We start from the raw sequence: 21288 nt of genomic DNA, 5'->3' as shown, positions 1-21288 counted from the left end.
CACGCCTCCCACCTTCCAGGCGATGTGGCGTGACCTGCTCCCTCTCGGCCGCCATCCCGGCTCCGGCGGCTACCGGCGTTATGCCTGGACCGGCGCCGACGCCGAATGCCGGGCCTGGTTCGCCGGGCAGGCCGCACTGCGGGGACTGCGGCTCGACGTGGACCGGAACGGGAACCAGTGGGCCTGGCTCGGGGACCCCGCCGACGGGGACGCCGTCGTCACCGGGTCCCATCTGGACTCCGTGCCGGACGGCGGAGCGTTCGACGGCCCCCTCGGAGTGGTTTCCGCCTTCGCCGCCCTCGACGAACTGCGCCGTAGAGGAACGCCGCTCGGCCGTCCCCTCGGCATCGTCAACTTCGGCGACGAGGAGGGCGCCCGCTTCGGACTCGCCTGCGTCGGATCGCGGCTCACCGCCGGACAGCTCACCCGCGACCGGGCACACCGCCTCACCGACGGCGACGGGATCACCCTGCCCCGGGCGATGGAGGCCGCCGGACACGACCCCGACGCCATCGGCGCCGACCCCGAACGGCTCGCCCGCATCGGCGCCTTCGTCGAACTGCACGTCGAACAGGGCCGCGCCCTCGCCCTGTCCGGCGACCGGATCGGCATCGCCGGTGCCATCTGGCCGCACGGCCGCTGGCGGTTCGACTTCCGCGGCGAGGCCAACCACGCCGGCACCACCCGTCTCGCCGACCGACGTGACCCCATGCTGCCGTATGCCGAGACCGTCCTCGCCGCCCGCCGCGAGGCCGAACTCGCCGGTGCGGTCGCCACCTTCGGCAAGATCGCCGTCGAGCCGAACGGCGTCAACGCCATCCCCTCCCTGGTGCGCGGCTGGCTCGACTCCCGCGCCGCCGACCGGACGAGCCTGGACACCGTGGTCGCCGGGGTGGAGAAAGCGGCCCGCGACCACGCCGCCGCCCACGGCGTGGACCTGGACGTGGTCCGGGAGTCCCACACACCCGTCGTCGACTTCGACCACGCCCTGCGCGACGAACTCGCCCGCATCCTGCGCCGGGACGAAGAACCCGGCCCGGCACCGGGCCGGGTCCCCGTCCTCGGCACGGGGGCCGGACACGACGCCGGGATCCTCTCCGCGAGCATTCCGACCGCCATGCTGTTCGTGCGCAACCCCACGGGCGTCTCACACTCCCCGGCCGAGTACGCGGCCGAGGACGACTGCCTGGCCGGGGTGGCCGCACTCGCCGACGTACTGGAGGGACTGGTGTACAGGTGACACAGGGCAGCACCACCACAACGAGCGCAACGGCCGGCCGGACCACCACGGCCACTGCGCCCCCTGTGCCCGCCACGGCCACTGCGCCCTCTGTGCCCGCCGCGGCCTCCGGGCGGACGTTCTGGCTGGAGCACGCCTGGCTCGGCGACCGGGTCGAGCCGGGCGTGACCGTGGCCGTCGGTGTCCGTGGTGACGGCGACGGCCACGGCGGTGGTGACGGCCGCATCACCGCCGTCACCACGGACGTCCCCGTCCCGCCTCCCGGGGCGGAGATCCTGCGCGGGCTGACCCTCCCCGGGCTGGCCAACGCCCACTCGCACGCTTTCCACCGCGCACTGCGCGGCACCGTCCAGGTCGGTGCCGGCACCTTCTGGACCTGGCGCGAGGTGATGTACTCGGTCGCCGACCGGCTGACCCCCGAGACCTACCACCGGCTCGCCCGTGCCGTGTACGCGGAGATGGCGCTCGCCGGCATCACGGCCGTCGGCGAGTTCCACTACCTGCACCACGCCCCCGGCGGCACCCCGTACACCGAGCCCAACGCCATGGGGGAGGCACTCATCGCGGCCGCCGCCGAGGCCGGTGTCCGCATCACCCTCCTCGACACCGCCTACCTGTCCGCCGGCTTCGGAGAGCCGCCCACCGCTCACCAGCGCCGCTTCTCCGACGGCACCGCCGAGGCCTGGGCCGAACGCTGTTCAGATCTCAAAGAACGGGATCACGCGCGGATCGGTGCCACCATCCACTCCGTACGGGCCGTGCCCGCCCGGGAGCTGGAGACCGTGGTGCGCTGGGCAGAGGAGCGGCGGGCCCCACTGCATGTGCATCTGTCGGAGCAGACCGCCGAGAACGAGGCATGCCAGGAGGCGTACGGCCGCACCCCGGCCCGCCTTCTCGCCGACCACGGTGTGCTCGGACCGCGCACCACCGGCATCCACAACACGCACCTCACCGGTCAGGACATCGCGCTCATCGGCGGCAGTGGCACCGGCACCTGTATGTGCCCCACCACGGAACGCGACCTGGCCGACGGCATCGGTCCCGCGGCCACCCTCCAGCGCCGGGGCTCCCCGCTCTCCCTCGGTTCGGACAGCCACGCCGTCATCGACCTGTTGGAGGAGGCGCGCGCCCTGGAGCTGAACGAGCGCCTGCGTACCCGCACCCGCGGCCACTGGACGGCGAACGCACTGCTGCGGGCGGCTACCGCCGGCGGTCACGCCGCCCTCGGCTGGGACCGGGCGGGCACCATCGAACCCGGCGCCCTCGCCGACCTGACCACCCTCACACTGGAGTCGGTCAGAACAGCGGGGCCACCGCACCGGCTCGGCGCCGAGACCGCCGTATTCGCCGCGACGGCGGCCGACGTACGGCACACGATCGTGGCGGGGCGACATGTCGTACGCGACGGGGCGCACACCCTCGTACCCGATGTGCCGCACGCCCTCGCGCGCGCTGTCGAGGCGCTGAGGACCTGAACGCCGGCCGGCACAGCGCCGGCCGCCGCAACACCGCGCCCGCCCCCGCCACCCACGAGGAAGTTGTGAGCAGCGACGCCATGAGCAGCACCGCCATCGTCAACATCGCCACGCTGATCACCAACGATCCCTCCCTCGGTGATACGTCTCCGCTCGGGCAGGTCCGGGACGCGGCCGTCGTCATCGACGGCGACCGCATCGTGTGGGCCGGTGAATCAAGCAAAGCACCCGCCACTGACAACCGGGTCGACGCCGCGGGCCGGACGGTGATCCCGGGCTTCGTCGACTCGCACTCCCATCTGGTCTTCGCGGGCGACCGCACCGACGAGTTCAACGCCCGGATGTCCGGCCGCCCCTACAGTGCGGGCGGTATCCGCACCACCGTCGCCGCCACCCGGGCCGCGAGCGACGCGGAACTCGAGGCGAACCTGACCCGTTTCCTCACCGAGGCGCTGCGCCAGGGCACCACGACCATCGAAACCAAGTCCGGCTACGGCCTGACCCCCGAGGACGAGGCCCGCGCCCTGCGGCTGGCCGCCCGCCACACCGACGAGGTCACCTACCTCGGCGCCCACGTCGTCGCCCCCGAGTACGCCGACGACCCGGCCGGCTACGTGGACCTGGTCACCGGAGAGATGCTGGACGCGTGTGCGCCGCACGCCCGCTGGATCGACGTCTTCTGCGAGCGGGGAGCCTTCGACGGCGACCAGGCGCGCGCCGTTCTCACCGCGGGCCGGGCCAAGGGCCTGCACCCGCGCATCCACGCCAACCAGCTCACCCACGGCCCCGGCGTGCAGCTCGCCGTCGAACTCGACGCGGCCAGCGCGGACCACTGCACCCACCTCACCGACCAGGACGTCGACGCCCTGGCCGACAGCCGTACGGTCGCGACCCTGCTGCCGGGCGCCGAGTTCTCCACCCGGGCCGCCTGGCCCGACGCCCGCAGGCTGCTCGACGCGGGCGTCACCGTCGCGCTGTCCACGGACTGCAACCCGGGGTCGTCCTTCACGTCCTCGGTGCCGTTCTGTATCGCGCTCGCCGTGCGGGACATGGGCATGACGCCCGACGAGGCGCTCTGGTCGGCCACCGCGGGCGGTGCGGCGGCCCTGCGCCGCACCGACATCGGCCATCTCACCCCCGGCGCCCGCGCCGACCTCGTCCTCCTCGACGCACCGAGCCACGTCCACCTGGCCTACCGCCCCGGCGTCCCCCTGGTCACGGGAGTGTGGCGGCGCGGCGTCCGCGTGCTCTGACCGGCAGGATCACACCCCGGCCCGCCACCGCTGGTCCGCCCGCCCCGCCTCCCTGCCCAGGGACACCGAGCCGTCCCCGGACGCCGACACCGCGTGGTCCGGTGCGATGGCCGGGCGGATCACCCCACGGGCGTCGACGGCGAAGCGCAGGTTCTGCCCATTGCGCCCGTCCACCGAGTCGCACTCCCAGATGCCGACGCCCCGGCCCACCGCGCCGCGGCTGTCCAGGCAGTAGTCGGAGTCGGCGTAGGACCGCAGCACACCGCGCTCCGTGTCGACCCGCCACCGCTGGGAGCGGGAGGAGTCGCAGGCCGCCGTGACGACGTCCGTGCGGTTCTCCAGGTCGCCGTCGATGTCCAGGCACAGGCCCGATGCCAGACTCACCACCTGCGCGTACGTGCCGCCCGGCGGCGGATGTACGGGTGTGGGGGACGGCGTGGGGCGTGGCGGGTGGGAAGGGCTGGGCTCCCTGGTCCCCGGAGTCTTCGAAGGGGACGGTGAGGGGGACCGCGTCGCGGACGCGGTGGGGGACGGCGAGGGCGCGGCCGTCACGGTCACCGGCGGCGGGACCGCCACGGTGGGGACCGACTCCGAGGGGTGCCCGGCCGGCGTGTCGTCCGGTGACCACAGCAGGAGCAGCAGCGGCACCACGGCCACGCCGAGTGCCGTCGAGGCCAGCACCAGGCGCCGGGACACCGGCCACGTCCCGACCGCGCTGCCGGGGCCGGCGGACGGCCCGGCCGGTGCCGGTGCGGGGGCGGTGTACGCCGTGCCCGCCCACGGCAGCAGCCCCTCGGCCAGGGTGGTGCGCGGCTCGTCCCGCAGGGCGCACAGTTCCTCGTACGCCGCGGTGCAGTGCCCGCAGTGAGCCATGTGGGTGTGCAGGTCGGCGCTGTCGCGGGGGCCGCCGGGCCGTACCGACTCCTCGATGAGCCGGCGGAAGTCGGCGCACCGGGGGTCGTCCGAGGCGGCCAGCCGGGACCGCAGACAGGCCTGGCCCAGCGACTGCAGTGCGGACGGGGTGTCGTAGGCCACGTCCTGACGGGTGAGGCCGAGAAGCGTCGCGGTACGGTCCGCGGGCTCCTGGTCCACGATCCCGTACCAGATGAGGCCCTGTGCCCGGTACGGCAGTGTCCGGAACGCGGCGAGCATGGACGGGACCGGGCCGTCGGGGCCGGACGAGCTGAGCACGAGGTGCAGTCCGGCGTCCAGGCCGCCGGCCCGCCCGTCGGCGGCCCAGGTCGCCGCCACCCGGACGGTCAGCAGCAGGAGTTGATGGCGCAGGGGGCCACCGGGATCGGTGCCGCGGGCGCTCTCGCGGGCGGCGTGGGTGAAGGCCTGCGCGGCGAGTTGACGCGCGCTGGAATCGCCTGTGGTGCACCGGCGGGCGTAGGCGAGCACGGGCGGGCCGTGCCGGGCACGGAGTTCCTGAAGTGCCGCGTACGCGGCCGAGGTGTCGGCGCGCAGCATCTCGGTCAGCCGGATGTCGGACGCATCCGTGTGCGCACCTGGGTGTCCGCCGCCGATCCCGTCGTCGTCGACGGCTCCGTCGCCCCGAGCCATGCACCGCCTCCTAGCCCCGGGCCGTCGGACCCGTCGTCCTGACATACCAGCCGGTCTGGGCGTGCCCATAGTGGAGGAAGGAGGCCCGCGGGGAAAGGGGTGACCCCGGGTAACGCGGTGCGCCCCGCGCTCGGCCGGAACCCGGGGCCCGGGAAGGGCCTCCGGCGTCGGCGGAGTACGGGGCGCGGCGTGCGAGGCGCCGAGTGCGGTTCGTCAGGGGGACGGAGCGAAGGGCGCGGGACGCGGGCGTCCGTCATTCCTCGATGGTGAGCCCCTTGCGCAGCCGCACCAGCGTCCGTGACAGCAGCCGTGACACATGCATCTGTGAAATGCCCAGTTCCTCACCGATCTCGGACTGGGTCATGCAGGCCACGAAGCGCAGCGAGAGGATCTTCCGGTCGCGCGGCGGCAGTTCGGCGATCAGCGGCTTCAACGACTCGACGTACTCGATGCCTTCGAGGCCGTGGTCCTCGTAACCGATCCGGTCCGACAGCGAGCCCTCGGCGTCGTCCTCCTCCGGCTGGGCGTCGAGCGAGGAAGCGGTGTAGGCGTTCGACGCCGCCATGCCCTCGACGACCTCGTCCCTGGAGATGCCCAGACGCTCGGCCAGTTCGCCCACCGTCGGGGACCGGTCCAGCAGCTGGGCCAGCTCGTCGCCGGCCTTGGCCAGGTCGAGCCGCAGCTCCTGCAGCCGGCGCGGTACGCGCACGGACCACGAGGTGTCCCGGAAGAAGCGCTTGATCTCACCGATGATGGTCGGCATCGCGAAGGTGGGGAACTCCACACCGCGCGAAAGCTCGAAGCGGTCGATCGCCTTGATCAGACCGATGGTGCCGACCTGGATGATGTCTTCCATCGGCTCGCTGCGCGAGCGGAAGCGGGAGGCGGCGAACTTGACCAGGGCCAGGTTCAGTTCGACGAGCGTGTTGCGTACGTACGCGTACTCGTGGGTGCCTTCCTCCAGCGACTCCAGCCGCTCGAAGAGGGTCTTGGACAGCGCCCGCGCGTCGACCGGGCCCACCTCGTCAAAAGGGGGGATCTCCGGGAGTCCGGCGAGTAGATCGTCGTCCGGGACCACACCCACATCGTCCTGCTCGATGGGAGCCAGATGTTCCGGAGGGAGTGTCGACGTCGCTTTCTGGGTACGCGATGCGTCGAGCCGGGGTGACATGATGTCCTCCATCGTTCTCGGCGTATGGCTGCCGATGCCGTTTCGTGCACTGCGGTGTGCGGCGCCTCCAAAGCCGGCCGTGTCGAGTACGTGTCCTTACTAGCCCTACCCGTTTTCGCAAGCCCACCGCAAGTGAGCTCTGATGGCATATGTCCATTTACCGCTGATTGTTCGGCTGTCGAAGTGAGCGCGGAAGGCGTAACGTTCGACAGCGTCAGTAGTAGCCATGACTGGTGGGAGAGAGAGGCGGCATGGACCGCGGGACGGTCGGCAGCGCACAGTCGGGCCGGCTTCTGGTCGAGGTGCGAGAAGAGGGCCCCAGTGCCGTCGTGACTCCGGCGGGTGAGTTGGATCACCACACCGCCGACCTGTTGCGCGAGCCACTGGAGAGCTGCCTCGCCAAGGGATTCAAGCGGCTTGTCATCGACTGCTCCGGCTTGGAGTTCTGTGACTCCACCGGGCTCAACGTGCTGCTCGGCGCCAGGCTGAAGGCCGACGCCGCCGGGGGCGGAGTGCATCTCGCGGGAATGCAGCCCGTGGTCGCGCGTGTGTTCGAGATCACCGGGGCGGAAGCGGTATTCACTCTCCATGACAGCCTCGAGGCGGCTCTGACCGACGGTTCCGGATGACCGTGTGGGCAGGCGACGCCACCCCGCGGCGGGCCCGGGGGGCGGGCGCTCCCCTTCCGCTGCGCCGAGCGCTGTGTCGCCCCGCGGTTCTTTCCGCGGACCCTCTTTCGAGCTGTTCCCGGATCGTTACGCCTTTCTTGTGCGAACGCGGGGGTGTTGCCTCGGCCGCCTCGGGCAGGAGACAAGCGGAATGTGTCCGCTGCCACGCTCAAGGGGATGCCGGGAACCGGACGACCCCCACGGCGTGACCGAATGAGTACGGATTTTTTTGAAATGGTGAACTGGTGAATCGGTGAGGTGAAGCGCTGATGAGCACCACCCGGCCCTACCCGCCGGGCGACCGCGGTCCGGAGCCCAGCGGCGTTTCCGGGGTGCCCGGGGGCGGCGCGCCGACGGCGAGCGCGCCCCAGGGAGACGTGGCCGTGCCGCCGTCCGGGGCGCAGTCCGCAGTGGCGTCCGCGTCGACGGGGCCGTCGGAGGCGTCGGGGCCCTCGGGTTCACCGGGAGGGCGTCAGGTCCGCCGGCTGAGCTTCGAGGACCAGAGCGGCGTCGTTCCCCTCGCCCGTGACTTCACCCGCCAGGCGCTGCAGGCGTGGGGCTGGCTGCCCGCCGCCACCGCCGACCGGAGAGCCGCCGCCGAGGACGTCCTGCTCGTCGTGTCCGAACTGGTCACCAACGCCTGCCTGCACGCCGAGGGACCGGACCAGTTGGGCATTGTCTGCGACAACAAGGTGATCCGGCTCGAGGTCACCGACCGGGGCGCCGGTCAGCCGGCACCGCGTACCCCGCACCGGGCGGGCCGGCCCGGTGGGCACGGCATGTTCATCGTCCAGCGGCTCTGCCTGGACTGGGGCGTCGTCCGTGCCCCGGGCGTCGCGGGCAAGACGGTGTGGGCGGAGCTCGGGGCGCCCGCCTGACCGGCGGAACCCCCGACTTCCCCGACTCCACTCGGCGCGCACCCACCGTGCGCAGCGCGCATCCACCGCACGTGCACCGGATCGTGAGAGATCCGGTGCGCACCGTGTCTTTCCTTCCTCGCGCCCCGGCGCACCTTGACCGGCCGTCGGATCCGATGTGGCGTCAGGGAACGTAGCGCCGGTGACACCGGTACGTCCTCGTGGAGGGCCCCGTCCTCCAGGCCGGAACGTCCCACGGTGTCCACGTCCCACGGCGTCCACGGCCCGCAGCGGGAGGAACCGGTCCCGGACCGAGCCCCGCCCCTGGACCGAGCCCCGTCCCCGGAGAGGGACCCTCTTGCGGGCCATGGTCCTCCTGGTCGTACCGGTTGCCGTGCTCCGCGCGGGGCCGCCGGCCGTGCGCGGTGTGCGCGGCCGCGGACCGCGTACCGCGGACCGCGTACCGCGTACCGCGTACACCCCAGGGGACCGGCGCCGGTGGCCTCGGGCCCCGCGATCGGAGCCGACGCCGGTGCGGGCTCCGCACCCCGCCCGTGCGCACGGCGAGCCCACCCGTGTCCGCCGCGAGAATGCCCGGAGGGCCCCGCTTCCGTACGTACAGCAGCGCGTACGTACGGAAGCGGGGCCCTCCGGTCCGTGAGTGCGGCCGCGACGGCGGCGAGCCGACCGGGTCACGGACTCACGGCGTCATGCGCACGATGTCAGCGGACTTCGCCCATCAGCGCCTTGACCTTGCTGCGGTACATCCACACCGCGACACCGGCGACCACGGCGAGGGTCGCCTCCATCGCGACCACGCCCGACCCGTTCAGGTCGACGCCGGCGGTGGAGAGCAGGCCGGTCGTGGCGGTACCGGCGGTGACGGCCAGGAACCAGACGCCCATCATCTGCGAGGCGTACTTCGCGGGCGCCATCTTCGTGGTGACCGACAGGCCGACCGGGGAGAGCAGCAGCTCACCGACGGTCTGCGTGAAGTAGATCGCCACCAGCCACGCCGCCGCCGCCTTGTGACCACCCTCGGCGATCGACAGCGGGGCGAGGAACAGGAAGAAGGACGCGCCGACCAGCACCAGACCGGAGCCGAACTTCACGATCGTGCTGGGCTCCTTGCCGCGCCGGTTCAGCGCCAGCCAGAACCAGGCGAAGACCGGGGCCAGCGCCATGATCAGGACCGGGTTGACCGACTGGTACCAGGAGACCGGGAACTCCCAGCCGAAGACGCTGTTGTCGGCCGAGGCGTCGGCGAAGAGCGCCAGGGTGGAACCGCCCTGGTCGTAGATCATCCAGAACACGGCCGCGGCCACGAAGAACCAGATGTACGCGGACATCTTCGACTGCTCGTCCCGGTCCAGGTCCCGGTCGCGCTTGATCCGCACCAGCACCAGCACCGGAATGATCAAGCCGAGCAGCGTCAGCGGGACCAGGATCCAGTTCAGCGTGTAGTTCCCCGAGAAGCCGACGACGGCGTACGCGACGACGGCGATGCCGGCCCAGAGGGCGGACTTGCGCAGCGTGGCGGACTTCTCGGCGGCGGACAGCGGCTTGGGCACGACGCTGGAGTGCGCGGCGAGGTGACGGCTGCCCAGCAGGAACTGGAGCACACCGAGCCCCATGCCGACCGCGGCGAGCGCGAAGCCCAGATGCCAGTTGACGCCCTCACCGACGGTGCCGATGATCAGCGGCGAGAAGAAGGCACCGAGGTTGATGCCCATGTAGAAGATGGTGAAGCCGCCGTCGCGACGCGGGTCGTCAGGACCGTCGTACAACTGGCCGACCATCGTGGAGATGTTGGCCTTCAGTAGACCGGAGCCGAGCGCGACCAGGCCGAGACCGGCGTAGAAGGTGCCGGCGGAAGGCAGGGCCAGGGTCAGGTGGCCGAACATGATGATCGCGCCGGCGAGGGCGACGGTCTTGCGCGGGCCCAGCACACGGTCGCCGAACCAGCCGCCCGGCATCGTGAGCAGGTACACCAGCGACAGGTACACCGAGTAGACGGCCGTCGCGGTACCGGCGTTCATCCCCATGCCACCAGGGGCGACGAGGTACAGCGGGAGCAGGGCCCTCATGCCGTAGTAGGAGAAGCGCTCCCACATCTCGGTCATGAAGAGTGTGGCCAGTCCGCGAGGGTGGCCGAAGAAGGTTTTCTCGGAACCGGGGGTGCCGGGTGAGACCGAGTCCTTCGTCAGGCTGGACGCCATGGTCGTTCCTTGCTGGTCGGGACGCGTCCTGTCAGTGCGTACGCGCCCGGTGGGGGGTTGGCCGGCACCGGCAGGCCCTGCCGTCCAGCCCCACGCCCCTGGGGAATCCGCTCCGGATCACGGAGCGGCGGACGGTGACCACCGGGATCCACGCCTCTACGCGCGTCCATGCGCGCCGAGGCCCGGCCACAGGTCATTCCTTACGGGGCCGGCGAGGCCGGCCGGGACAGGCCGGCGGGAAACCGGCCCGCACACGAAAGAGACCTTCGGCGTCAAATGCGCCAAAGGCCCCCGTGGTGCAACAGGCGTTGGTTCACCATACGGCAGGACAGTGCCCGATATGGAAGGACTTGAGACAGGGATCACAGGCTCCGGGGGAACCGCGATCACCCGATCGAAGGTTTTCTCCGGAGTCGCACCCCCCCACCTCAGGCACGGCCCCCCGGACCCCGGACCCCGGACGTGAGAATCCGGTGTGTGCCGGGTAGGAACCGGTGCCGGTGATCACACCCCGGGCCGCGTCCGTGCGGGACTACCATCAGTCCATGACCCGTGTACTGCTCGCCGAGGACGACGCGTCCATCTCGGAGCCGCTGGCCCGCGCCCTGCGTCGGGAGGGCTACGAGGTGGAGGTGCGTGAGGACGGACCCAGCGCGCTCGACGCAGGCCTGCAGGGCGGCGTCGACCTGGTGGTGCTGGACCTCGGGCTGCCGGGCATGGACGGTCTGGAGGTCGCCCGCCGGCTGCGTTCCGACGGTCACACGGTCCCGATCCTGATCCTCACCGCGCGCGCCGACGAGGTCGACACCGTGGTCGGTCTGGACGCCGGCGCCGACGACTACGTCACCAAGCCGTTCCGCCTCGCCGAACTGCTCGCCCGGGTACGGGCCCTGCTGCGGCGCGGTGCCACCGAACCGCAGCAGCCGCCCGCGACGCACGGGGTGCGCATCGACGTCGAGTCGCACCGGGCGTGGATGGGCGAGGAGGAACTCCAGCTCACCGCCAAGGAGTTCGACCTGCTGCGGGTCCTGGTGCGGGACGCGGGCCGGGTCGTCACCCGCGATCAGCTGATGCGCGAGGTCTGGGACACCACCTGGTGGTCCTCCACCAAGACCCTCGACATGCACATCTCCTGGCTGCGCAAGAAGCTCGGCGACGACGCGGCCAACCCCCGCTACATCGCGACCGTACGAGGCGTGGGGTTCCGCTTCGAGAAGAGCTGACCCCCCCACCCGTACATCGTGATTCCGGTTCGGATATGAGGACATGCGCCGCCGACTGATCCAGTCCACGCTCGCCGTGGTGCTCGTCGTGATCGCCGTGTTCGGCGTCTCCCTGGTGATCGTGGAGACCCGCACGATCACCGAAAGCGCCAGGGAACGGGTCGAGTCCGAGGCGGTACGGCTCGCCAGCATCGTCGACAGCAGGCTGCTCGTCGAGGAGAAGGTCACCGCGGCGGTCCTCAGGGACCAGGTCGCCGAGGACCGCTACGTCGTCGTACGCCTGCCCGGCAGGGCGCCCATCGAGATCGGCGACAGGCCGGAGGGCGATGTCATCAGCGCCTCGGCGTCCGGCGAGGAGGGCGAGACGGTCACCGTCCAGGAGCCGCGCTCCTCGGTGACCCGTGAGGTCGGCCGCACCCTGCTGATCATCGGACTGGTGGCGCTGCTGGCGGTGATCGCGGCGGTACTGCTGGCGGTCCGCCAGGCCAACCGGCTCGCCTCCCCGCTGACCGACCTCGCGGAGACCGCCGAGCGCCTCGGCTCGGGCGACCCGCGCCCCCGCCACCGGCGATACGGCGTTCCCGAGCTGGACCGGGTCGCGGATGTGCTGGACTCCTCCGCCGAGCGCATCGGCCGCATGCTGACCGCCGAACGGCGGCTGGCCGCCGACGCCTCCCACCAGCTGCGCACCCCGCTCACCGCGCTGTCCATGCGGCTCGAGGAGATCACCCTCACCGACGACCCCGAGACGGTGAAGGAGGAGGCGACGATCGCGCTGGCGCAGGTGGAGCGCCTGACGGACGTGGTGGAGCGGCTGCTGACCAACTCCCGCGACCCGCGGACCGGCTCGGCCGTCACCTTCGACCTCGACGAGGTGATCCAGCAGCAGCTCGCGGAGTGGCGCCCCGCCTACCGCAGCGCCGGCCGCGCGATCGTCACCTCCGGCAAGAGGCATCTGCGCGCAGTCGGGACGCCGGGTGCGGTCGCCCAGGTACTGGCCGCATTGATCGAGAACTCGCTCATGCACGGGGGCGGCACGGTCGCCCTGCGCACCCGGGTCACCGGGAACCAGGCTGTCATCGAGGTCACGGACGAGGGCCCGGGAGTCCCCGCCGACCTGGGCGCCCGCATTTTCGAGCGTGCGATCAGCGGCCACAACTCCACCGGCATCGGCCTCGCGGTCGCCCGCGACCTCGCGGAGGCCGACGGTGGCCGGCTGGAGATGCTTCAGGCCGAGCCCGCGGTCTTCGGCCTGTTCCTGTCCCGCACGCCGCCGCAGAAAACCCGGGACGACAACCGCCAGACGGTGCGGTGAACGGGGCCGTGAACAGGGCCGTGAGCGGTGTGGTGAACAGGGAGTGCGAGGGCGTACGTACCGGTGCCGGCCCAGGCCCGGGACCCGGCGCCTACGGCACGTGCTGCCGGGAGGGCGGTCCCGCGGGCCCGCGCCCGCCCTCCGCGACGGGACCCGCCGCCGGCACACCCGCCGCCACGGCCCCCGGCAGCGCACGGAACACCCACGTGCGGTAGGACCAGAACCGGAACAGGGTGGCGACCCCGATGCCGAGGAACTTGAAGATGTTGCTCTGCAGCGGGCTGTCCCAGCCGAACCCGTAGGTCGCCGTGTACAGCAGGCCGTTCTCGATCACCAGGCCGATCGCGCTGAACAGCAGGAACAGCGACATCTCCTTGGTGCGTCCGGACTTGTCGCGGTCCCGGTACGTGAAGTAGCGGAACCCCAGGTAGTTGCAGACGATCGCGACGACGGTCGCGATGACACTCGCCCGCACCACCGGAAGCTCGGTCACCTGCCGGACCAGGTTGAACACGAGGAGATTGACCAGCAGCCCCACCCCGCCGACCGCGCCGAACTTCACGGCTTCACCGACGAGCCGGTCGAGGCGCTGCCGCACGGAGCCGCGCGGGGCCGGGGTGCCCGTCGAAGACCCCGAGGAACCGCGTCCCATGGTCGTGCCGGCCCCCGTCCGTGGAGTGGCGTCGAGGCGACGCCGAGGTGGCGTCAACCAGACCATGCTAACCACCCGTCCGCGCGATCTCCCCGCGAATGGACCTCCGGGTCGCACACCCGTCCGGGAACGGTCGAGGGCAGGCCGGGAACAGCCGTGGAATCGGCCACCATGGCTCGACCGATACCCTGGGGGAGTGACGTTCCCGGTAGTCGGCATGGTCGGCGGGGGCCAGCTCGCTCGTATGACACACGAGGCGGGCATCCCGCTCGGCATCAGGTTCAAGCTCCTCAGTGACACTCCGCAGGATTCCGCGGCGCAGGTCGTCGGCGATGTCGTCGTCGGCGACTACCGCGACCTGGACACGCTGCGCGCGTTCGCCCGCGGCTGCGACGTGATCACCTTCGACCACGAGCACGTGCCCACCGAGCACCTCCGGGCCCTGGAGGCGGACGGCATCCCCGTCCGCCCCGGCCCCGAGGCGCTGGTGCACGCCCAGGACAAGGGCGTGATGCGCGCCCGGCTCGACGCGATCGGCGTGCCCTGTCCGCGGCACCGCATCGTCGCGGATCCCGCGGACGTGGCCGCCTTCGCGGCAGAGCTCGAGAGGGGCGGGCACGACGTGCCCGCCGGCAAGGGTGGTGGCGGGCGACGGGCGGGCGGCTTCCCGGTCGTCCTCAAGACCGTCCGCGGCGGTTACGACGGCAAGGGCGTGTGGGTCGTCGGCTCCGCCGAGGAGGCCGCCGAGCCGTTCCGGGCCGGGGTCCCGGTGCTGGCCGAGGAGAAGGTCGACTTCGTGCGCGAGCTGGCCGCCAACGTGGTCCGCTCCCCGCACGGCCAGGCCGTCGCCTACCCGGTCGTCGAATCGCGGCAGGTGAACGGCGTCTGCGACACGGTCATCGCACCCGCGCCCGGCCTCGACGAGAACCTCGCCCTGCGCGCGGAGGAGATGGCGCTCAACATCGCCAAGGAACTCGGCGTCGTCGGCCATCTCGCCGTGGAGCTGTTCCAGACCCGCGACGGCCGCATCCTCGTCAACGAGCTCGCCATGCGCCCGCACAACTCCGGCCACTGGACCATGGACGGCGCGATCACGTCGCAGTTCGCCAACCACGTCCGCGCCGTCCTCGACCTCCCGCTCGGCGACCCCCGCCCGCGCGCCCCGTGGACGGTGATGGTCAACGTCCTGGGCGGCGACTACCCCGACATGTACTCCGCGTACCTGCACTGCATGGCCCGCGACCCCCGGCTGAAGATCCACATGTACGGCAAGGACGTGAAGCCCGGCCGCAAGGTGGGCCACGTCAACACCTACGGCGACGACCTGGACGACGTGCTGGAACGCGCCCGTCACGCAGCCGGCTACCTGAGAGGCACGATCACCGAATGAGCCCCAGCCCCGTAGTCGGCATCGTCATGGGATCGGACTCCGACTGGCCCGTCATGGAGGCCGCCGCCAAGGCCCTCGACGAGTTCGAGATCGGCCACGAGGTCGACGTCGTCTCCGCGCACCGCATGCCCCGCGAGATGATCGCGTACGGCGAGCAGGCCGCGGACCGCGGGCTGAAGGTGATCATCGCGGGTGCGGGCGGCGCCGCGCATCTGCCCGGCATGCTCGCCTCGGTCACCCCGCTGCCCGTCATCGGCGTCCCCGTGCCGCTGAAGCACCTCGACGGCATGGACAGCCTGCTCTCCATCGTGCAGATGCCGGCCGGTGTTCCGGTCGCCACCGTCTCGGTGGCGGGCGCCCGCAACGCGGGACTGCTCGCCGTCCGCATGCTCGCCGCCCATGACGACGAGCTCCTGGGCCGGATGCGGGAGTTCCAGCAGGAGCTGAACGACCAGGCCACGGAGAAGGGCAAACGGCTGCGCGCCAGGACCGAAGGCTCCGGCAACGGCTTCGGCTTCGGGAAGTGAGTCCCGTGACGTCTTCCGAATCCGCGTCCCTCGAGGCCGCCCGCGCGCTGCTGGCCGAGTTCCCCGTGGTCGACGGGCACAACGACCTGCCGTGGGCGCTGCGCGAGCAGGTCCGCTACGACCTCGGCGCCCGGGACATCACCGCCGACCAGTCGGCCCACCTGCACACCGACATCCCGCGGCTGCGCGCCGGCGGCGTCGGCGCGCAGTTCTGGTCGGTGTACGTCCGCGCGGACCTGCCCGACGCGGTGCCGGCCACCCTCGAGCAGATCGACTGCGTACGCCGGCTGCTGGCCCGCCATCCCGAGGACCTGGCGCCCGCGCTGACCGCCGCCGACATGGAGGCGGCACGCGCACAGGGCCGTATCGCCTCCCTGATGGGAGCGGAGGGCGGCCACTCCATCGCCAACTCCCTCGGCACCCTGCGCGGGTTGTACGAGCTCGGGGTGCGCTACCTGACCCTCACCCACAACTACAACGTGGCCTGGGCGGACTCGGCGACGGACGAGCCCGGCGTGGGCGGCCTGTCGGCGTTCGGCCGCGAGGTGGTCCGGGAGATGAACCGGCTCGGCATGCTGGTCGACCTCTCGCACGTCGCCGCCACGACGATGCGGGACGCGCTGGACACCACGGCCGCGCCGGTGATCTTCTCCCACTCCTCGGCCCGCGCGGTCTGCGACCACCCCCGCAACATCCCGGACGACGTGCTGGAACGGCTGCCCGCCAACGGCGGTGTCGCGATGGTGACGTTCGTACCGAAGTTCGTGCTCCAGGCGGCCGTCGACTGGACGAACGAGGCCGACGACAACATGCGCGCCCACGGTTTCCACCACCTGGACACCACCGCGGAGGCGATGAAGGTGCACGCCGCCTTCGAGGAGGCCCGCCCGCGCCCGGTCGCCACCGTGTCCACGGTGGCCGACCATCTGGACCACATGCGCGAGGTCGCCGGCATCGACCACCTCGGCATCGGCGGCGACTACGACGGCACCGCCTTCACCCCCGACGGCCTGCGCGACGTCTCCGGCTACCCGAACCTCATCGCCGAACTGCACGACCGCGGCTGGTCCAGGACCGATCTGGCCAAGCTGACCTGGCAGAACGCGGTACGGGTGCTGGGCGCCGCCGAGGACACCGCCCGCGAGCTCCGGGCGACCACCGCCCCGTCGAACGCGACCCTGGAATCCCTCGACGGCAGCGGCAACGGCAATGGCTGAGACGGGCCGACGGTACGGCTGAGACGGGCCGACGCTACGGCTGCTCGATCCGGCAGAGGCAGAACGGATGCCCTGCCGGATCGGCGTACACCCGGAAGTCCTTGCGCTCGCCGTCCTCCCGGTCCAGCAGCCGCGCCCCCAGCGCCAGCACCTTCTGCTCGGCCTCGTCGACCTCCTCCCAGGTGCCGCCCGCGTCGAAGTCGAGGTGGAACTGCTGCGAGCCGTGGCCGGCCCGCGGCCAGTCGGGCGGGCCGTACCCGGGCGCCCGCTGGAAGGCCAGGTGGGGCCCCGCGGGGATCTGGAGCACCACCCGGTCCGGGTCCTCCTCCTCGGGCATGCCGCCCCCGACGGCCGCGTAGAAGCGGGCCAGTTCGCGCGGTTCGGGGCAGTCGAGGACGACGGAGCGCAGACGGGCCACGGCGGCCATGGGTCCTCCCGGTGTCAGCAGGCGCGGGTCAGCAGGCGCAGAGACAGAAGGGGTGCCCCGCCGGGTCCGCGTAAACCCGGAAGGTCCGCGAGCGGTCCTCCGTCTCCAGCGGCTTCGCGCCGAGTGCCAGCACCTCCTTCTCGGCGGCGTCCAGGTCCTCGACGGTCAGGTCCAGGTGGAACTGCTGCGAGTGGTCCGGCGCCGGCCAGCGCGGCGGTACGTGTCCGGGGGCCTCCTGGAACGCGAGCGCCGGTCCGCCGGGCAGCTGGAGGTCCACCCAGTCGCCCTCGCCCTTGATCGTGCCGCCGACCAGCTCGGCGTAGAAACCGGCCAGCGCGCGCGGATCGGCGCAGTCCAGGACGACGGCGCCCACCTTGGCAACAGACATGAATTCCTCCTCGAATTCCCTGGTTACCCGTAAAGGCGGGTAACCAGTAACCGTTACCGCATACTTTCGCATAGGGGGTAACGTCGCAAGGGGAAAACGCACGGGGACGTGAGAGGTACCGTCCGGACATGAGTGAGAGATCGGCCGCACCCGCAGGGCTGGCCCTGGTCCAGGACCTGGTCAACACGCTCGACCTGGAGACGGGCGCCGACACGCTGGACACGGCGGACGGCCGCGCCCGCTTCGGGCTCACGGCGGATGACGAGGCCGGCGACGAGGCGGGCGACACGGCCGGCGTCGAGTCGGCGCGCGCCCTGCGCGAGGCGCTGCGCGCGGCCCTGCTCGCCCACGCCGGCCATCCGCCGCACCGCGTGGTCGTCCCGCTCGGCACGCTGCTCGTACAGGCCCCCCTGGTGGTCACCGTCGACCCGGCGGACGGCTCCGCCGCCCTCGCACCGGTCGACCGGGGACCTCTGCTCTCCCGGGTCGCGGCGGCCGTGGCGGAAGCGGTCGCGGCGGGTACGTGGAGCAGGTTGAAGGCCTGCGAGGCCGCCGACTGCCACTGGGCGTACTACGACCGCAGCCCCGCGGGACGCGGCCGCTGGTGCTCCATGCAGGTGTGCGGAGCCCGCGCCAAGATGCGCCGCTACCGCTCGAAGCAGCCGCAGCCGCAGCCGCAGCCGCAGCCGCAGCCGCAGCGGGAGTGGGCCGGGACGCAGCAGGCCGGGACGCGGCAGGAACCGGAGCGGGCGGCGGTGCCGCAGCCGCAGCCGAGACGGTCGTAGGCGTCACAGCTGCCTCACCGGACCCGCACCGTGGTGCAGAATGCAGGCAGACGCCGGTTCGGCCGACTGAGCCTCGGCCGAACCGGCGTCACCCGCCGATCGGCCTCACCCGGTGCCCGCGTTCGCGGAGCCTGTCAGGCGGTGGGACGTCCCATCGCGCGGTAGCGCCAGCCGGCCCGGCGCCAGACCTCGGCGTCGAGCGCGTTGCGCCCGTCCAGGACCAGCCGCTGGGCCGCGACCTCGCCCAGTGCCGTCGGGTCCAGCTCGCGGAACTCCCGCCACTCCGTCAGGTGCAGCACCACGTCGGCGCCCCGCACCGCGTCGAGCGCGGAGTCCGCGTACCCGAGGGTGGGGAAGATGCGCCGGGCGTTGTCCATGCCCTTCGGGTCGTACACGGTGACCTGGCCGCCCTGGAGGTGTATCTGGCCCGCGACGTTCAACGCCGGCGAGTCCCGTACGTCATCGGAGTCCGGCTTGAAGGAGGCGCCCAGCACCGCGACCCGCTTGCCCAGGAAGGCCCCGCCGCCGAGCGCCTGCCGGGTCAGCTCCACCATCCGGCCGCGCTGGCGCATGTTGATCGAGTCGATCTCCCGCAGGAACGTCAGCGCCTGGTCCGCGCCCAGCTCGCCGGCGCGCGCCATGAACGCCCGGATGTCCTTCGGCAGGCACCCGCCGCCGAAGCCGATCCCGGCGCGCAGGAACTTCGGGCCGATCCGGTCGTCGTACCCGATGGCCTCGGCCAGCCTGGCCACGTCCCCGCCCGTGGCCTCGCACAGCTCGGCCATGGCGTTGATGAAGGAGATCTTGGTGGCGAGGAAGGAGTTCGCGGAGGTCTTCACCAGCTCCGCGGTCGGGAAGTCGGTCACCACGAACGGGGTGCCCTCGGCGACCGGCGTCGCGTACACCTCCCGCAGCAGCTTCTCGGCCCGCTCGCTCCTGACCCCCACCACGACCCGGTCCGGGCGCAGCGTGTCCTGGACGGCGAAGCCCTCGCGCAGGAACTCCGGGTTCCAGGCCAGCTCGGCTTCCTCGCCGGCCGGCGCGTGCTCGGCCAGGTAGGCGGCCAGCCGGTCGGCCGAGCCCACGGGCACGGTCGACTTGCCGACGACCAGCGCGGGGCCGGTGAGGTGCGGGGCCAGCGAGGCGATCGCGGAGTCGACGTACGACATGTCGCAGGCGTACTCGCCGTGCCGCTGCGGAGTGTTCACGCAGACGAAGTGGACGTCGCCGAACTCTCCGGCCTCCGCCCAGTCCATGGTGAACCGGAGTCGGCCGGTGGACCCCTCGATGCCCGCCACGTGCCGGCGCAGCAGTTCCTCGAGCCCCGGTTCGTACATCGGGACCTCGCCCCGCCGGAGCATGTCGATCTTCTCCGGTACGACGTCGAGGCCCAGCACCTCGAACCCGAGCTCCGCCATGGCCGCCGCGTGGGTCGCACCGAGATAGCCGGTGCCGATCACGGTGATCTTGAGGGCCATGCGTGCTCCAGGGGTATGCGGAAGCCAGTGCGGGCTGAGCATATCCGGGGCCCTCGGGCACGCCGCACGGGGCGATCCCGCTCGTTCCCGTCCATTGCGGCCTCACAGCCGTTCCGTTGTCACCAAACTCACGCACGGCGGCGGGAGCAGGAGTTCTAAAATAGGAGTTACTTAACAGTAGTTAGCATCGTCGGAGCATCATTCAGAGCGTTGCACCTCGTCGCACCTCGTCGTCTTTGGAGTGAGAGACCGTGGCCGGATCGGCTGATTTCGACCTGTACCGCCCGTCCGAGGAGCACGACATGCTCCGTGACGCCGTCCGCTCGCTGGCCGAGGCGAAGATCGCGCCGTACGCCGCGGCGGTGGACGAGGAGGCCCGCTTCCCGCAGGAGGCGCTCGAGGCGCTCCTCGCGAACGACCTGCACGCCGTCCACGTGCCCGAGGCGTACGGCGGCGCGGGCGCCGACGCGCTCGCCACCGTCATCGTGATCGAGGAAGTGGCCCGCGTCTGCGCGTCCTCCTCCCTCATCCCCGCCGTGAACAAGCTCGGCTCCCTCCCGGTGATCCTCTCCGGCTCCGAGGCGCTGAAGGAGAAGTACCTGACCCCGCTCGCCAAGGGCGACGGGATGTTCTCGTACTGCCTCTCCGAGCCGGACGCCGGTTCCGACGCGGCCGGCATGAAGACCAAGGCGGTCCGCGACGGCGACCACTACGTCCTCAACGGTGTGAAGCGCTGGATCACCAACGCCGGCGAGTCCGAGTACTACACGGTCATGGCGGTCACCGACCCCACCAAGCGCTCCAAGGGCATCTCCGCCTTCGTCGTCGAGAAGTCCGACGAGGGCGTCTCCTTCGGCGCCCCCGAGAGGAAGCTCGGCATCAAGGGCTCCCCGACCCGCGAGGTCTACCTGGACAACGTCCGCATCCCGGCGGACCGCATGATCGGCGAGGAGGGCACCGGCTTCGCCACCGCGATGCAGACCCTCGACCACACCCGCGTCACCATCGCCGCCCAGGCCCTCGGCATCGCCCAGGGCGCCCTCGACTACGCCAAGGGCTACGTCAAGGAGCGCAAGCAGTTCGGCAAGCCGATCGCCGACTTCCAGGGCATCCAGTTCATGCTCGCCGACATGGCCATGAAGGTCGAGGCCGCCCGCCAGCTCACCTACGCCGCCGCCGCCAAGTCCGAGCGCGGCGACGCCGACCTCACCTTCCAGGGTGCCGCCGCCAAGTGCTTCGCCTCCGACGTCGCCATGGAGGTCACCACCGACGCCGTCCAGCTCCTCGGCGGCTACGGCTACACCCGCGACTACCCGGTCGAGCGCATGATGCGCGACGCGAAGATCACCCAGATCTATGAGGGCACGAACCAAGTTCAGCGGATCGTGATGGCCAGGAACCTTCCGTAGCCCCGACCCCTGGCGCGCGGACAGCCGATGG

At 71.7% G+C, this 21288-nt stretch carries 18 protein-coding genes and 1 pseudogene; 12 read left to right on the top strand and 7 right to left on the bottom strand.

Annotated elements, in window-relative coordinates:
- Positions 1 to 22 precede the first annotated feature (22 nt).
- The 3 genes from V4Y04_RS14605 to hutI all read left to right on the top strand — a co-directional run bounded on the left by V4Y04_RS14605 (position 23) and on the right by hutI (position 3968).
- On the top strand, positions 23 to 1240 hold the full coding sequence (locus V4Y04_RS14605) for an allantoate amidohydrolase (RefSeq protein ID WP_332432846.1): 1218 nt from the start codon (positions 23 to 25) through the stop codon (positions 1238 to 1240).
- A gap of 92 nt (positions 1241 to 1332) precedes the next feature.
- Complete coding sequence (locus tag V4Y04_RS14600) at positions 1333 to 2715, top strand: formimidoylglutamate deiminase (RefSeq protein ID WP_332428275.1); 1383 nt, start codon at positions 1333 to 1335, stop codon at positions 2713 to 2715.
- 80 nt (positions 2716 to 2795) lie between these two features.
- A complete protein-coding gene (gene hutI, locus V4Y04_RS14595) occupies positions 2796 to 3968 on the top strand; it encodes an imidazolonepropionase (protein WP_332432845.1) in 1173 nt (390 codons plus the stop codon).
- Positions 3969 to 3977: 9 nt separating this feature from the next.
- On the opposite strand, the gene V4Y04_RS14590 is transcribed toward hutI, so the two are convergent.
- Positions 3978 to 5531 carry an RICIN domain-containing protein gene (locus V4Y04_RS14590; RefSeq protein ID WP_332428273.1) on the bottom strand — a complete coding sequence of 518 codons (1554 nt, stop codon included), beginning with the start codon at positions 5529 to 5531 and terminating at the stop codon, positions 3978 to 3980.
- A gap of 253 nt (positions 5532 to 5784) precedes the next feature.
- The gene (locus V4Y04_RS14585; RefSeq protein WP_332428272.1) at positions 5785 to 6714 is read right to left on the bottom strand and encodes an RNA polymerase sigma factor SigF; all 930 of its coding nucleotides are present in this window, start codon (positions 6712 to 6714) and stop codon (positions 5785 to 5787) included.
- Positions 6715 to 6953: 239 nt separating this feature from the next.
- Between V4Y04_RS14585 and V4Y04_RS14580 the strand changes: the two genes are divergently transcribed.
- Together V4Y04_RS14580 and V4Y04_RS14575 are read left to right on the top strand one after the other, a co-directional pair.
- Positions 6954 to 7331: an STAS domain-containing protein gene (locus V4Y04_RS14580; RefSeq protein WP_332432844.1), complete on the top strand. Its 378-nt coding sequence runs from the start codon at positions 6954 to 6956 to the stop codon at positions 7329 to 7331.
- Positions 7332 to 7639: 308 nt separating this feature from the next.
- Positions 7640 to 8248: an ATP-binding protein gene (locus V4Y04_RS14575; RefSeq protein ID WP_332428271.1), complete on the top strand. Its 609-nt coding sequence runs from the start codon at positions 7640 to 7642 to the stop codon at positions 8246 to 8248.
- A 701-nt stretch (positions 8249 to 8949) separates the two neighbouring features.
- On the opposite strand, the gene V4Y04_RS14570 is transcribed toward V4Y04_RS14575, so the two are convergent.
- Entirely contained in the window at positions 8950 to 10446 is a 1497-nt protein-coding gene (locus tag V4Y04_RS14570) for an oligopeptide:H+ symporter (protein ID WP_332428270.1), read from the bottom strand.
- 545 nt (positions 10447 to 10991) lie between these two features.
- Here V4Y04_RS14570 and V4Y04_RS14565 point away from each other — a divergent pair.
- Both V4Y04_RS14565 and V4Y04_RS14560 read left to right on the top strand, forming a co-directional pair.
- Positions 10992 to 11669: a response regulator transcription factor gene (locus V4Y04_RS14565; RefSeq protein WP_055592785.1), complete on the top strand. Its 678-nt coding sequence runs from the start codon at positions 10992 to 10994 to the stop codon at positions 11667 to 11669.
- Between the two features lie 43 nt (positions 11670 to 11712).
- Entirely contained in the window at positions 11713 to 12984 is a 1272-nt protein-coding gene (locus V4Y04_RS14560) for an ATP-binding protein (RefSeq protein ID WP_332428268.1), read from the top strand.
- Positions 12985 to 13075: 91 nt separating this feature from the next.
- On the opposite strand, the gene V4Y04_RS14555 is transcribed toward V4Y04_RS14560, so the two are convergent.
- Positions 13076 to 13636, bottom strand: a complete 561-nt coding sequence (locus tag V4Y04_RS14555) for a GtrA family protein (RefSeq protein WP_332432843.1) — start codon at positions 13634 to 13636, stop codon at positions 13076 to 13078.
- A gap of 196 nt (positions 13637 to 13832) precedes the next feature.
- On the opposite strand from V4Y04_RS14555, the gene V4Y04_RS14550 reads away from it, so the two are divergent.
- Genes V4Y04_RS14550 through V4Y04_RS14540 form a run of 3 tightly spaced genes read left to right on the top strand, consistent with a single transcriptional unit; the run spans position 13833 to position 16770 of the window.
- A complete protein-coding gene (locus tag V4Y04_RS14550; protein ID WP_332428267.1) occupies positions 13833 to 15026 on the top strand; it encodes a 5-(carboxyamino)imidazole ribonucleotide synthase in 1194 nt (397 codons plus the stop codon).
- Entirely contained in the window at positions 15023 to 15553 is a 531-nt protein-coding gene (gene purE / locus V4Y04_RS14545) for a 5-(carboxyamino)imidazole ribonucleotide mutase (RefSeq protein ID WP_332428266.1), read from the top strand. Before V4Y04_RS14550 ends, purE begins: the two co-directional genes overlap by 4 nt.
- 5 nt (positions 15554 to 15558) lie before the next feature.
- The gene (locus V4Y04_RS14540; protein WP_443080017.1) at positions 15559 to 16770 is read left to right on the top strand and encodes a dipeptidase; all 1212 of its coding nucleotides are present in this window, start codon (positions 15559 to 15561) and stop codon (positions 16768 to 16770) included.
- Positions 16771 to 16804: 34 nt separating this feature from the next.
- On the opposite strand, the gene V4Y04_RS14535 is transcribed toward V4Y04_RS14540, so the two are convergent.
- Both V4Y04_RS14535 and V4Y04_RS14530 read right to left on the bottom strand, forming a co-directional pair.
- On the bottom strand, positions 16805 to 17197 hold the full coding sequence (locus V4Y04_RS14535) for a VOC family protein (RefSeq protein ID WP_332428263.1): 393 nt from the start codon (positions 17195 to 17197) through the stop codon (positions 16805 to 16807).
- Positions 17198 to 17225: 28 nt separating this feature from the next.
- The gene (locus tag V4Y04_RS14530) at positions 17226 to 17585 is read right to left on the bottom strand and encodes a VOC family protein (protein ID WP_332428262.1); all 360 of its coding nucleotides are present in this window, start codon (positions 17583 to 17585) and stop codon (positions 17226 to 17228) included.
- A gap of 128 nt (positions 17586 to 17713) precedes the next feature.
- Between V4Y04_RS14530 and V4Y04_RS14525 the strand changes: the two are divergent.
- Positions 17714 to 18247, top strand: a pseudogene (locus V4Y04_RS14525) (CGNR zinc finger domain-containing protein); the annotation flags it as partial.
- 257 nt (positions 18248 to 18504) lie between these two features.
- On the opposite strand, the gene V4Y04_RS14520 reads toward V4Y04_RS14525, so the two are convergent.
- Entirely contained in the window at positions 18505 to 19848 is a 1344-nt protein-coding gene (locus tag V4Y04_RS14520) for a UDP-glucose dehydrogenase family protein (RefSeq protein WP_332428261.1), read from the bottom strand.
- 251 nt (positions 19849 to 20099) lie between these two features.
- Here V4Y04_RS14520 and V4Y04_RS14515 point away from each other — a divergent pair, with 251 nt between their 5' ends.
- Positions 20100 to 21257, top strand: coding sequence for an acyl-CoA dehydrogenase (locus V4Y04_RS14515; protein WP_332428260.1), 1158 nt, complete (start codon positions 20100 to 20102; stop codon positions 21255 to 21257).
- Positions 21258 to 21288 lie beyond the last annotated feature (31 nt).

The sequence above is a fragment of the Streptomyces sp. P9-A2 genome (assembly GCF_036634175.1).
GTDB classification, from domain to species: Bacteria; Actinomycetota; Actinomycetes; order Streptomycetales; family Streptomycetaceae; genus Streptomyces; species Streptomyces pratens.
The sequence above is the reverse complement of the archived record's forward strand: the minus strand, read 5'-3'. Positions and strand labels throughout refer to the sequence as shown.

Excerpts from the sequence above, each read along its gene's own strand:
- V4Y04_RS14560 (WP_332428268.1), top strand. The coding sequence starts at position 11,713 with ATGCGCCGCCGACTGATCCAGTCCACGCTCGCCGTGGTGCTCGTCGTG.
- V4Y04_RS14605 (WP_332432846.1), top strand. The coding sequence starts at position 23 with ATGTGGCGTGACCTGCTCCCTCTCGGCCGCCATCCCGGCTCCGGCGGC.
- hutI (WP_332432845.1), top strand. The coding sequence starts at position 2,796 with ATGAGCAGCACCGCCATCGTCAACATCGCCACGCTGATCACCAACGAT.
- V4Y04_RS14585 (WP_332428272.1), bottom strand. The coding sequence starts at position 6,714 with ATGGAGGACATCATGTCACCCCGGCTCGACGCATCGCGTACCCAGAAA.
- V4Y04_RS14565 (WP_055592785.1), top strand. The coding sequence starts at position 10,992 with ATGACCCGTGTACTGCTCGCCGAGGACGACGCGTCCATCTCGGAGCCG.
- V4Y04_RS14530 (WP_332428262.1), bottom strand. The coding sequence starts at position 17,585 with ATGTCTGTTGCCAAGGTGGGCGCCGTCGTCCTGGACTGCGCCGATCCG.
- V4Y04_RS14535 (WP_332428263.1), bottom strand. The coding sequence starts at position 17,197 with ATGGCCGCCGTGGCCCGTCTGCGCTCCGTCGTCCTCGACTGCCCCGAA.
- V4Y04_RS14590 (WP_332428273.1), bottom strand. The coding sequence starts at position 5,531 with ATGGCTCGGGGCGACGGAGCCGTCGACGACGACGGGATCGGCGGCGGA.
- V4Y04_RS14575 (WP_332428271.1), top strand. The coding sequence starts at position 7,640 with ATGAGCACCACCCGGCCCTACCCGCCGGGCGACCGCGGTCCGGAGCCC.
- V4Y04_RS14570 (WP_332428270.1), bottom strand. The coding sequence starts at position 10,446 with ATGGCGTCCAGCCTGACGAAGGACTCGGTCTCACCCGGCACCCCCGGT.
- V4Y04_RS14555 (WP_332432843.1), bottom strand. The coding sequence starts at position 13,636 with ATGGGACGCGGTTCCTCGGGGTCTTCGACGGGCACCCCGGCCCCGCGC.
- V4Y04_RS14580 (WP_332432844.1), top strand. The coding sequence starts at position 6,954 with ATGGACCGCGGGACGGTCGGCAGCGCACAGTCGGGCCGGCTTCTGGTC.
- purE (WP_332428266.1), top strand. The coding sequence starts at position 15,023 with ATGAGCCCCAGCCCCGTAGTCGGCATCGTCATGGGATCGGACTCCGAC.
- V4Y04_RS14520 (WP_332428261.1), bottom strand. The coding sequence starts at position 19,848 with ATGGCCCTCAAGATCACCGTGATCGGCACCGGCTATCTCGGTGCGACC.